The sequence below is a fragment of the Pseudomonas sp. McL0111 genome, from assembly GCF_052567255.1.
This window is the reverse complement of the sequence record NZ_CP199585.1, coordinates 547,530-559,481: the sequence shown is the minus strand read 5'-3', so window position 1 is coordinate 559,481 and position 11,952 is coordinate 547,530. Positions and strand designations below refer to the sequence as shown.

The following is an 11,952-nucleotide window of genomic DNA, read 5'->3' as shown; positions in this document are numbered from 1 at the left end:
GTCATGCAGTTGATTGAACATTCCGACTCGCCGCGCTACATCCGCCTGCACGAGCGGGACAATGTAGTGATCGTGGTCAACGACCAGGGCGTGCCTGCGGGTACCGAGTTCCCGGATGGCCTGGTGACCGTGGACTTCGTGCCGCAGAGCCACAAAGTCACCCTCGAAGACATTCCCGAGGGCGGCCAGGTGATTCGTTACGGGCAGACCATCGGCTACGCGTTGCAGCCGATTCCCCGTGGCAGTTGGGTCAAGGAAGATCAACTGCGCATGCCGACCGCGCCGCCGCTGGACAGCCTGCCGCTGTCCACCGAAGTGCCGACCGCGCAGGCCCCGCTCGAAGGTTTCACGTTCGAGGGTTATCGCAACGCCGACGGCACCGTCGGCACGCGCAACATTCTCGGGATCACCACCACCGTGCAGTGCGTCACCGGGGTGTTGGACCATGCGGTAAAACGGATCAAGGATGAGCTGCTGCCGAAGTATCCGCATGTCGATGACGTGGTGGCGCTGACGCACAGCTACGGTTGTGGCGTGGCGATCACCGCCACCGACGCCTACATCCCGATCCGTACGGTGCGCAATCTGGCGCGCAACCCGAACCTCGGTGGCGAAGCGCTGGTGATCAGTCTGGGCTGCGAGAAATTGCAGGCCGGGCAGGTGATGCACGAGGACGACGCGTCGGTTGATCTCAGCGATCCATGGCTGTATCGCTTGCAGGACTCCAGTCACGGTTTCAGCGAAATGATCGAGCAGATCATGGCGCTGGCCGAAGTCCGTCTGAAGAAACTCGACCAGCGCCGCCGCGAAACCGTACCGGCGTCCGAGCTGATTCTGGGCATGCAGTGCGGTGGCAGCGATGCGTTCTCCGGAATCACCGCCAACCCGGCGCTCGGTTATGCCTCGGACTTGCTGCTGCGTGCCGGAGCGACGGTGATGTTTTCCGAAGTCACCGAAGTGCGCGATGCGATTTACCTGCTGACCTCCCGCGCGCAAACCGAGACCGTCGCCAAGGAACTGGTGCGCGAGATGGATTGGTACGACCGTTATCTGGCCAAGGGTGAGGCGGATCGCAGCGCCAACACCACGCCGGGCAACAAGAAGGGTGGCTTGTCGAACATTGTCGAGAAGTCGCTGGGCTCAATCGTCAAATCCGGTAGCAGCGCGATCAATGGCGTGCTCGGTCCGGGTGAGCGTTTCAAGCAGAAGGGTTTGATCTTCTGCGCCACGCCGGCGAGTGATTTTGTCTGCGGTACGTTGCAGTTGGCGGCGGGGATGAACCTGCATGTGTTCACCACCGGGCGGGGTACGCCGTATGGTCTGGCGATGGCGCCGGTAGTCAAAGTTTCGACCCGGACTGAGCTGGCGCAGCGCTGGCCGGACTTGATCGACATCGATGCCGGACGGATCGCGACCGGGCGCGCAACGATTGAAGAACTCGGTTGGGAGTTGTTTCACTTCTACCTGGACGTGGCGAGCGGCAAGCAGCAGACATGGGCTGAGAAGCACAAGCTGCATAACGACATCACATTGTTCAACCCGGCGCCGATTACCTGAGACCGCGTTATCGTTCTTCGCGAGCAGGCTCGCTCCCACAGGGGATCTCCTTTGTTTCACTAACTGTGTGAGCACTGAAGGTCAGTTGTGGGAGCGAGCTTGCTCGCGAAGGCTATCCAACAGACGCCAGAGGACTTGTGGCTTATCATTAGCCCCCTAACCGACGCTCACCCAAGGTTCCCCCTGGCATGCTGGCTATCTTCCTCGAAACCCTGAACATCACCGCGCCGGTGTTTGCCATGCTGTTTCTCGGTGTGCTGCTCAAGCGCATCGATTGGATCAACGACAACTTCATCCACACTGCGTCGGCGCTGGTATTCAACGTCAGCATGCCGGCGCTGTTGTTTCTCGGCATTCTGCATGCCGACCTGCACGCAGCACTGCAACCGGCACTGCTGATCTACTTCTCTGTCGCCACGCTGGTGTGTTTCGCTATCGCCTGGGGTTGGGCGATCATCAAATGCCCGCGTGAAGATCGCGGCATCTACACCCAAGGCGCATTTCGCGGCAACAACGGGGTGATCGGCCTGGCGCTGGCGGCGAGCATGTATGGCGATTACGGCATCTCGCTCGGGGCGATTCTTGCGGCGCTGGTGATCCTCTTCTACAACACCCTTTCGACCATCGTGCTGGCGGTGTACAGCCCGGTGATCAAGTCCGATCCGTGGAGCATCTGCAAAAGCGTGTTCAGCAATCCGCTGATCATCAGCGTGATTGCGGCGGCACCGTTCGCTTACTTCAAGATCAGCCTGCCGGGATGGCTGGAAACTTCCGGGCAATATCTGGCGCAGACCACGTTGCCGCTGGCATTGATCTGCATCGGCGGCACGCTGTCACTGGCGGCGTTGCGCAAGAGCGGCAGCATGGCGCTGAGTTCGAGTCTGGTGAAGATGATCGGCCTGCCGGTGCTGGCGACCCTTGGGGCGTGGCTGTGCGGGTTTCGCGGGGCGGAACTGGGGATTCTGTTTTTGTACTTCGGCAGCCCGACGGCGGCGGCCAGTTTCGTCATGGCCCGGGCGGCGCAGGGCAATCATGAGCTGGCGGCGGCGATCATTGTGCTGACCACGCTGATGGCGGCGATCACCACCAACCTCGGGATCTTCTTTTTACAGTGGGGCGGGTGGATCTGATCCTGAGTTTTGCGGTGTTGCTTAGGGCCTCATCGCTAGCAGGCTAGCTCCCACAGGGATTCTTAGTGTTGATGAAATTTGCTTAACACCACCAAACCTGTGGGAGCTAGCTGCCACAGGGATTCTCAGTGTTGATGAAATTTGCTTAACAACACCAAACCTGTGGGAGCTAGCTGCCACAGGGATTCTCAGTGTTGATGAAATTTGCTTAACAACACCAAACTTGTGGGAGCTAGCTGCCACAGGGATTCTCAGTGTTGATGAAGTTTGCTTAACAACACCAAACCTGTGGGAGCTAGCTGCCACAGGGATTCTCAGTGTTGATGAAATTTGCTTAACAACACCAAACTTGTGGGAGCTAGCCTGCTAGCGATAGCTATTTCAGCAGCACTGAATCACTCAGGTTTTTGGTAGGTATCGATCACTTCCTGCGCCGCCCGAAACGCATCAATCGCCGCCGGCACGCCGGCATACACCGCGCAATGCAGCAGCGCCTCGCGAATCTCTTCTACCGTGCAACCATTGTTCAGCGCGCCGCGCACATGGCCTTTCAGCTCTTGCGGGCACTTCAGTGCGGTGAGGGCGGCAAGGGTAATCAGGCTGCGGGTTTTCAGCGGCAGACCTTCACGGTTCCACACACCGCCCCAGGCATGCTCGTTGACGAAATCCTGCAACGGCTGGCTGAACTCGGTGGCGTTGCCCAAGGCGCGATCGACAAACACATCGCCCATTACCTGGCGGCGGACTTCAACCCCGGACTTCTTCGAATCGGTCATGGCATATCCCTTTTGTGGTGTTGGCGGCGCCAGGCGCGCACTGACGTGAACAGCAGAAACGCCAGCAGCGACGGCAGCACATAAAACAGCATCAGCCGTTCGAGCCTGCCGGCCAGCGGCATGCCAGTGGTGAACGACACCACATGCAGCGCATAAACCAGGTACAAACCGAGCAGCAACAAACCTTCGGCGCGGGTCACGCGGTAGCCGGAGTAGAACACCGGCAGGCACAGCACGGCGACACCGAGCATCACCGGCAAATCGAAATCCAGCGCATTCGGTGAAACCGACAGCGGCGTCGGCGTAATCAGCGCTGTGAGGCCTAGCACCCCGAGCAGATTGAACAGATTGGCGCCAATCACGTTGCCCACGGCGATATCCCGTTGCCCGCGCAACGCGGCGATCAACGAGGTCGCGAGTTCCGGCAGCGAGGCGCCGACGGCGACGACGGTCAGGCCGATCACCCGCTCGGAGAAGCCCAGATCAGTCGCCACCACCACTGCAGCACCGATCAGCAAATGCCCGCCGAAAACCAGCAGTGCCAGACCGCCGACGATCATCAGCAGACTGCTGAGCCACGGCGCTTGCGGCCCCTGCGGTTGTTCGGAATGCGGGCGCACCGAATGCCGCGACTGACGCAACAGCAAGCCGAGATACAGCGCCAATGCGCCGAGCAGCAGAACCCCGTCGAAGCGACTGATCTGTTCATTCCACGCCATGACGAACACCAGCAGGCTCGCGCCGATCATCAACGGAATATCCAGACGCACCAGTTGCCGCGATACCCGCAAAGGTATGATCAGCGCCGACAGGCCGAGGGTCACGAGGATGTTGAAAATGCTGCTGCCGATCACACTGCCAACCGCGATGTCCGGGTTGTGCGTCAGCGCAGCTTGCAGGCTGACGGTCATCTGCGGTGCGCTGCTGCCGAGGGCGACGATGGTCAGGCCGATGATCAGTGGTCGAACATGCAGGCGCGCGGCCAGGCGCACGGCGGCGCGCACCATCAATTCAGCGCCGACGATCAGCAGGAGCAAACCGCTGAACAGTTCGATCAGGTTGATCAGCGGGATATCGGCTAATCCGAAAATGATTTGTGCTCCATCAGTCAGTCGTCGAGGGCCTGCACGCGAACCCGTGCGGTGCCGGAGCGCAGCATGCCGATCTGGTCTGCGGCTTCGCGGGACAGGTCGATCAGGCGCCCACGAGTATGCGGGCCGCGGTCGTTGATTCGCACCACGACGGACTGGTCATTTTTCAGATTGGTGACCTTCACCCGAGTGCCGAACGGCAACTGGCGGTGGGCGGCGGTCAGGGAATTCTGGTTGAACGCTTCGCCGCTGGCGGTGCGTTTACCGTGGTGTTTGGCTCCGTAATAGGAGGCGACGCCGGTCTGGTCGTAACCGTGCGGGTCGATGGTGTCAGTGCTGGCGCAACCGGCCAGTAAAGAGAGCAGGGCGCAAGCGCCGAGCAGACGTTTCATTCGAAAGCTCCCAAATAACAATGTGGGAGCGAGCTTGCTCGCGAAGAGGTCGTCACATTCAGCATTCATGTTGAATGTCATGACGCCTTCGCGAGCAAGCTCGCTCCCACAGGGAATAGAGCCAGGGTTTGGATCTGGCTCCATTTGCATCAGCCTTCGAGCTTGCTTTTCAGCAATTCGTTCACCTGTTGCGGGTTGGCCTTGCCTTTGGAGGCTTTCATGGCCTGGCCGACGAAGAAGCCGAACATCTTGCCGCGTTTGGCTTCGTCTGCCGCACGGTATTGCTCGACCTGCTCGGCGTTGGCCGCGAGCATTTCGTCCAGTACTGCCGAGATTGCGCCGCTGTCGGTCACTTGCTTGAGACCGCGCTTGTCGATGATCTCGTCCGCGCTGCCTTCGCCGTTGGCCATCGCTTCGAACACGACCTTGGCGATCTTGCCGGAGATGGTGTTGTCCTTGATGCGCAGCAGCATGCCGCCCAATTGCTCGGCTGAAACCGGCGATGCTTCGATGTCCAGGCCTTGCTTGTTGAGCAGGCTGCCCAACTCGACCATCACCCAGTTCGCCGCCAGTTTGGCGTCGCCGCCGATGCTCGCGACTTTCTCGAAGTAATCGGCTTGCTCGCGGCTGGTGGCCAGGACGCTGGCGTCATAGACCGACAGGCCGAATTGCTCCTGGAAGCGCTCGCGTTTTTGCGGTGGCAGTTCCGGCAGCGTGGCGCGCACTTCGTCGAGGAACGAGTTCTCGATGATCACCGGCAGCAGGTCCGGATCGGGGAAGTAACGGTAGTCGTTGGCTTCCTCTTTGCTGCGCATCGGACGGGTTTCGTCCTTGTTCGGATCGTACAGACGGGTCTGCTGGATCACTTTGCCGCCGTCTTCGATCAGCTCGATCTGACGCTGGATCTCGGAGTTGATCGCCTTCTCGATGAAGCGGAACGAGTTGACGTTTTTGATCTCGCAGCGGGTGCCGAACTCGACCTGGCCTTTCGGACGGATCGACACGTTGCAGTCACAACGCAGCGAACCTTCGGCCATGTTGCCGTCGCAGATGCCCAGATAACGTACCAGCGCGTGGATCGTCTTGACGTAGGCCACGGCTTCCTTGGCGCTGCGCATGTCCGGCTCGGAAACGATTTCCAGCAGCGGCGTGCCGGCACGGTTCAGGTCGATGCCGGTGGCACCGTTGAATTCTTCGTGCAGGCTCTTGCCGGCGTCTTCTTCCAGGTGCGCACGGGTTACGCCGACACGTTTGATCGTGCCGTCTTCCATGGCGATGTCCAGGTGGCCTTTGCCGACAATCGGCAATTCCATCTGGCTGATCTGGTAGCCCTTCGGCAGATCCGGGTAGAAATAGTTTTTACGGGCGAACACGTTGTGCTGACCGATCTCGGCATCAATCGCCAGACCGAACATCACCGCCATGCGCACCGCTTCCTGGTTCAGCACCGGCAATACGCCGGGCATGCCCAGGTCGATCAGGCTGGCCTGAGTGTTCGGCTCAGAGCCGAACTGCGTGGAACTACCGGAAAAGATTTTCGACCGGGTGGTGAGCTGGGTGTGAATCTCCAGCCCGATCACGACTTCCCATTGCATGTGTGTCTCCTCAGAAGCCGGTTGGGGTGCGGGTGTGCCAGTCAGTGTTGAGCTGATACTGGTGGGCAACGTTCAACAGGCGACCTTCCTGGAAATACGGAGCGAGCAACTGCACGCCAACCGGCAGACCGTCGACAAAACCGGCCGGCATCGACAGGCCCGGCAGGCCCGCGAGGTTGGCGGTGATGGTGTAGATGTCTTCCAGGTATTCGGCGATCGGATCGTTCTTGTTGGCGCCAATCTTCCAGGCCGGGTTTGGCGTGGTCGGGCCGAGGATGATGTCGACTTCATTAAAGGCAGCCATGAAATCGTTCTTCACCAGGCGACGGATCTTCTGCGCTTTCAAGTAGTAGGCGTCGTAGTAACCGGCGGACAGCGCGTAGGCACCGACCATGATCCGGCGCTGTACTTCCGGGCCGAAGCCTTCGCCACGCGAGCGTTTGTACAGGTCGATCAGGTTTTCCGGGTTCTCGCAGCGATGGCCGAAGCGCACGCCGTCGAAACGCGACAGGTTCGAGGAAGCCTCTGCCGGCGCGATCACGTAGTACGCAGGGATCGCGTGCTGCATGTTCGGCAGGCTGATTTCCTTGATCACGGCACCGAGCTTCTGCAGCTCTTTGATGCTGTTCTGGATCAGTTCGGCGATGCGCGGGTCGAGACCGGCGCTGAAGTATTCCTTCGGCACGCCGATGCGCAGGCCTTGCAGCGAATCGCCGAGGCTGGCGGAGTAATCCGGCACAGGCTCATCGATGCTGGTGGAGTCGTTCTGATCGAAGCCGGCCATACCTTGCAACATAATTGCGCAATCTTCGGCAGTGCGCGCCAACGGGCCGCCCTGATCGAGGCTGGAGGCGTAAGCGATCATGCCCCAGCGCGAAACGCGACCGTAGGTCGGTTTCAGGCCGGTGAGGTTGGTGAACGCGGCCGGCTGACGGATCGAACCGCCAGTGTCGGTCGCGGTGGCGGCTGGCAACAGACGAGCGGCAACGGCCGCAGCCGAGCCACCGGACGAACCGCCCGGTACGTGTTCCAGGTTCCACGGGTTTTTCACCGCGCCGTACCAGCTCGACTCGTTGGCCGAACCCATGGCGAATTCGTCCATGTTGGTCTTGCCCAGGGTCACGGCGCCGGCAGCTGCCAGTTTCGCGACTACGGTGGCGTCGTACGGGGCTTTGAAGTTGTCGAGCATCTTCGAGCCGCAGCTGGTGCGAATGCCCTGGGTGCAGAACAAGTCTTTGTGAGCGATCGGCGCGCCAAGCAGGGCGCCGCTCTCACCGTTGGCACGGCGCACGTCGGCGGCTTTCGCCTGCTCGATGGCCAGCTCTTCGGTGAGGCTGATGAAACTGTTGAGCTGCGGGTCGAGCTGGGTGATACGCGCCAGCAGGACTTTGGTCAGCTCTTCGGAGGAAAACTTTTTATCGGCGAGACCGCGGGCGATCTCGGCCAGAGTCATTTCATGCATTGCAGGCTCTTTCCCTTTAGTCGATGACTTTCGGAACCAGATACAGGCCGTTTTCGACCGCTGGTGCGATGGACTGATAGGCCTCGCGATGATTGGTCTCGGTCACGACGTCGGCGCGCAGGCGCTGACTGGCTTCCAGCGGGTGGGCCAGAGGCTCGATTCCGTCGGTATTAACAGCCTGCATTTCGTCGACCAGCCCGAGAATGCTGTTGAGTGCGGAAGTAATGTGTGGAAGATCGGCATCATTAAGGCCAAGGCAGGCCAAATGTGCGATTTTTTCCACGTCGGAGCGTTCTAGCGCCATCGGGATTCTCCTGTGGAAAACAGAACGGACGGCGTCCGTGTGTTAGATTGTCGGAACACTACCGCACTTCTACGGTCATAAGGCCGCGATTGTGGGGCTTGGTGCACAGAAAAGCGGCCAATTTAACATATTGGCGCCTTGCCCAAAATCCCTGTCGTTGTTAGAGTTTGCCGCACTTTTTTACCCACGCGTTGCCTAGGGTCCCTTTCCCATGTTCAAGAAACTGCGTGGCATGTTTTCCAGCGATCTTTCCATTGACCTGGGCACTGCCAACACCCTTATTTACGTGCGCGAGCGCGGTATCGTCCTGAATGAGCCATCGGTTGTGGCCATTCGGACACACGGTAACCAGAAAAGTGTCGTTGCTGTCGGCACCGAAGCGAAGCGCATGCTCGGCCGTACGCCGGGCAACATTGCTGCCATTCGTCCGATGAAAGACGGCGTGATCGCCGACTTCAGCGTCTGCGAAAAGATGCTGCAATACTTTATTAACAAGGTTCACGAAAACAGCTTTCTGCAGCCTAGCCCTCGTGTGCTGATCTGCGTTCCATGCAAATCCACCCAGGTTGAGCGTCGTGCCATCCGTGAATCGGCCCTTGGTGCCGGCGCTCGTGAAGTGTTCCTGATCGAAGAGCCAATGGCTGCTGCGATCGGTGCCGGCCTGCCGGTAGAAGAGGCGCGCGGTTCGATGGTCGTGGATATCGGTGGTGGTACTACCGAAATCGCCCTGATCTCGTTGAACGGTGTGGTTTATGCCGAATCCGTCCGCGTTGGCGGCGACCGCTTCGACGAAGCGATCATCACCTACGTGCGCCGTAACTACGGCAGCCTGATCGGTGAATCGACTGCCGAGCGCATCAAGCAGGAAATCGGTACTGCCTACCCGGGCGGCGAAGTTCGCGAAGTCGATGTTCGCGGTCGCAACCTGGCCGAAGGCGTTCCACGCGCATTCACCCTGAACTCCAACGAAGTGCTGGAAGCTCTGCAAGAGTCGCTGGCAACCATCGTTCAGGCCGTGAAAAGCGCTCTGGAGCAATCGCCGCCGGAACTGGCTTCCGACATCGCCGAGCGTGGACTGGTGCTGACCGGTGGTGGCGCGCTGCTGCGTGACCTCGACAAGTTGCTGGCCCAGGAAACCGGTCTGCCGGTGATCGTTGCCGAAGATCCGCTGACCTGTGTTGCTCGCGGCGGTGGCCGTGCATTGGAAATGATGGATAAACACACCATGGATCTGCTCTCCAGCGAATAAGTCGCCGGGTTGCAATACGTGGGTGAGCGCGCAGGCAGCACTTTGCAGTGCTGCCTGTTGGCGTTTATCTTCTGTCAGTCTTCATCCAGGCCGGTTTGATGCCGTATGAATAAACAGAACATTTGCCTGGGAGGAGCGGCTTATTAAACCGCTTTTCGCCAAGGGCCCTTCATTGGGTGTTCGCCTGCTGGTGCTGGCCGTACTTTCGGTCGCGCTGATGGTGGTCGATGCCCGCTTCAGTCTGCTCAAACCTGCACGCAGCCAAGCGTCGCTGGTGCTGATGGATGCCTACTGGATAACCGACCTGCCCGGTCGTCTCTGGGAAGGTGTCGCCAGCCAGTTCGGCAGTCGCACCGAACTTGTCGCCGACAACGAAAAACTCAAGACCGAAAACCTGCTGTTGCAGGGTCGAATGCAGAAGCTTGCCGCCCTCACCGAGCAGAACGTTCGGCTGCGCGAGTTGCTCAATTCCTCCGCACTGGTCAACGAAAAGGTCGAAGTGGCCGAGTTGATCGGTATGGACCCCAATCCTTTCACCCATCGCATCATCATCAATAAAGGTGAGCGCGACGGCGTGGTGCTCGGTCAGCCGGTGCTCGATGCGCGTGGCCTGATGGGGCAAGTGGTCGAGTTGATGCCGTACACCTCGCGTGTATTGCTGTTGACCGACACCACTCACAGCATTCCTGTTCAGGTGAACCGTAACGGTCTGCGGGCGATTGCCAGTGGCACCGGCAATCCGGAACGCCTGGAATTGCGTCACGTAGCGGACACGGCGGATATCAAGGAAGGCGATCTGCTGGTCAGCTCGGGCCTGGGTCAGCGTTTCCCGGCGGGTTACCCGGTGGCGACGGTCAAGGAAGTGATTCACGACTCCGGCCAGCCGTTTGCGATTGTCCGCGCCGTACCGACAGCGGCGCTGAATCGCAGCCGTTATCTGCTGCTGGTATTCAGTGACACCCGCACCGCCGAAGAACGCGCCAATGATGCGGCGCAGGCGCAGGAAAATCTTGATGCCTTCGGTGGCGGCCCGATCGTTCCGGCCACTGTGCCGAAAACCGTGAATACCGTTCCAGCGACCGCCGCCCCGGCAACTCCCGCTGCTGCATCGGTGCCGGCCGCAGCCACACCTGCCAAACCGGTTGCCGGCAAACCGCCTGCAAAACCACCAGCGGCCAGTAAACCTCCGGCTACCCAGCCTGCTGCGCGACCAGCGGCGAAACCGCCGGTCACCGCGCCCGCCAATACCGGGAGACAAGAATAATGGTCGGGGCTACTGCTTCCCGAAACGGCTGGATAGTCTGGCTGACGTTCGCCATCGGCCTGCTGCTCAGCGTTTCGCCGTTGCCGCAATTCATGGAAATCCTCCGCCCGCTGTGGCTGGCACTGCTCCTGACGTTCTGGGCGCTGTACATGCCGCAGACGGTCGGCATGGTCACCGCATTCTGTCTGGGCCTCGCTGAAGATGTGTTGTATGGCACGTTGCTGGGACAGAACGCGTTGATCCTGACACTGATCACCTTCCTGGTCCTGTCGCTGCAACAGCGCCTGCGGATGTTCCCGATGTGGCAGCAATGCCTGGTGATTCTGGTGATTTTCGGCCTCGCACAACTGGTGCAACTGTGGCTCAGCGCCCTGACCGGCAATCGTCAGCCGACGCTGGCGCTGGTACTGCCAGCACTGGTCAGTGCCTTGCTCTGGCCTTGGGTCAGCTTCGCTTTGCGTGGATTGCGTCGCCGCTACAAAATCAATTAATTCGGTCAGGCATGTGCCCGCACCTCGACAGGGAGATGTCTTGATGAAAGCGCTTTACCTCGCCTCTGGATCGCCGCGTCGACGTGAATTGCTCACGCAGATCGGCATTCCGTTCTCCGCCATCAGCGCGGACATCGATGAAACCCCTTTACCTGAAGAATCGCCATCGGCCTATGTCGAGCGCCTCGCGCGCGGCAAGGCCGAGGCCGGTCGGCGCACGCTCACATCGGCAACGGCGTTTTGCATCTTGGGCGCTGACACGGCGGTGGTGCTCGACGGCAAAATTCTTGGCAAACCGGTGGACGAAGCCGACGCATGCGCCATGCTGATGATGTTGTCCGGCAAGGAACATGAAGTGCTGACCGCCATCGCCGTGCTTGACGGCGACCGTTGCGAGTCGCGGGTGGTGCGCAGTCTGGTACGGTTTCGACCGATCAGCCGTGAAGAAGCTGCGGCCTATTGGGCCAGCGGCGAACCCCGGGACAAGGCCGGCGGCTATGGCATTCAGGGCCTCGGTGCGGTGTTTGTCGCCGGGCTCAATGGCAGTTATTCGGCGGTAGTCGGACTGCCTGTGTGCGAAACCGCAGAACTGCTGGGCCATTTCGGCATACCCTGTTGGCAAAACCTGAACGCGCAATGAG

The 11,952-nt window shown here is 60.1% G+C and carries 12 protein-coding genes; 6 read left to right on the top strand and 6 right to left on the bottom strand.

The genetic code is table 11. The features are described from left to right. The first annotated feature begins 3 nt into the window (after positions 1-3). A complete protein-coding gene (gene garD, locus ACTWLJ_RS02705; protein ID WP_445179779.1) occupies positions 4-1,557 on the top strand; it encodes a galactarate dehydratase in 1,554 nt (517 codons plus the stop codon). Positions 1,558-1,745: 188 nt separating this feature from the next. Then, entirely contained in the window at positions 1,746-2,687 is a 942-nt protein-coding gene (locus tag ACTWLJ_RS02700) for an AEC family transporter (protein WP_401220464.1), read from the top strand. Positions 2,688-3,082: 395 nt separating this feature from the next. Here the strand turns inward: ACTWLJ_RS02700 and ACTWLJ_RS02695 are convergent, their stop codons facing one another. The 6 genes from ACTWLJ_RS02695 to gatC all read right to left on the bottom strand — a co-directional run bounded on the left by ACTWLJ_RS02695 (position 3,083) and on the right by gatC (position 8,307). Beyond that, positions 3,083-3,463, bottom strand: coding sequence for a carboxymuconolactone decarboxylase family protein (locus tag ACTWLJ_RS02695; protein ID WP_445179778.1), 381 nt, complete (start codon positions 3,461-3,463; stop codon positions 3,083-3,085). Continuing rightward, a complete protein-coding gene (locus ACTWLJ_RS02690; RefSeq protein ID WP_445181441.1) occupies positions 3,460-4,521 on the bottom strand; it encodes a calcium/sodium antiporter in 1,062 nt (353 codons plus the stop codon). The genes ACTWLJ_RS02695 and ACTWLJ_RS02690 overlap by 4 nt, the downstream gene beginning before the upstream one ends. A gap of 50 nt (positions 4,522-4,571) precedes the next feature. Beyond that, positions 4,572-4,946 (bottom strand): septal ring lytic transglycosylase RlpA family protein, encoded by a 375-nt coding sequence (locus ACTWLJ_RS02685; protein ID WP_445179777.1) that lies wholly within the window; start codon positions 4,944-4,946, stop codon positions 4,572-4,574. 149 nt (positions 4,947-5,095) lie between these two features. Further along, positions 5,096-6,541 carry an Asp-tRNA(Asn)/Glu-tRNA(Gln) amidotransferase subunit GatB gene (gatB, locus tag ACTWLJ_RS02680; RefSeq protein ID WP_445179776.1) on the bottom strand — a complete coding sequence of 482 codons (1,446 nt, stop codon included), beginning with the start codon at positions 6,539-6,541 and terminating at the stop codon, positions 5,096-5,098. 10 nt (positions 6,542-6,551) lie between these two features. Further along, on the bottom strand, positions 6,552-8,003 hold the full coding sequence (gene gatA / locus ACTWLJ_RS02675) for an Asp-tRNA(Asn)/Glu-tRNA(Gln) amidotransferase subunit GatA (RefSeq protein ID WP_445179775.1): 1,452 nt from the start codon (positions 8,001-8,003) through the stop codon (positions 6,552-6,554). Positions 8,004-8,019: 16 nt separating this feature from the next. Continuing rightward, a complete protein-coding gene (gene gatC, locus ACTWLJ_RS02670; RefSeq protein ID WP_007901429.1) occupies positions 8,020-8,307 on the bottom strand; it encodes an Asp-tRNA(Asn)/Glu-tRNA(Gln) amidotransferase subunit GatC in 288 nt (95 codons plus the stop codon). 211 nt (positions 8,308-8,518) lie between these two features. On the opposite strand from gatC, the gene mreB reads away from it, so the two are divergent. The 4 genes from mreB (at position 8,519) to ACTWLJ_RS02650 (ending at position 11,951) form a co-directional block, all read left to right on the top strand. Next, on the top strand, positions 8,519-9,556 hold the full coding sequence (mreB, locus tag ACTWLJ_RS02665; protein ID WP_002555108.1) for a rod shape-determining protein MreB: 1,038 nt from the start codon (positions 8,519-8,521) through the stop codon (positions 9,554-9,556). Between the two features lie 142 nt (positions 9,557-9,698). Further along, complete coding sequence (gene mreC / locus ACTWLJ_RS02660) at positions 9,699-10,820, top strand: rod shape-determining protein MreC (protein ID WP_445181440.1); 1,122 nt, start codon at positions 9,699-9,701, stop codon at positions 10,818-10,820. Continuing rightward, the gene (mreD, locus tag ACTWLJ_RS02655) at positions 10,820-11,311 is read left to right on the top strand and encodes a rod shape-determining protein MreD (protein ID WP_212544075.1); all 492 of its coding nucleotides are present in this window, start codon (positions 10,820-10,822) and stop codon (positions 11,309-11,311) included. The genes mreC and mreD overlap by 1 nt, the downstream gene beginning before the upstream one ends. A 43-nt stretch (positions 11,312-11,354) precedes the next feature. Continuing rightward, on the top strand, positions 11,355-11,951 hold the full coding sequence (locus ACTWLJ_RS02650; protein ID WP_445179774.1) for a Maf family protein: 597 nt from the start codon (positions 11,355-11,357) through the stop codon (positions 11,949-11,951). The last annotated feature ends 1 nt before the right edge of the window (position 11,952 follow it).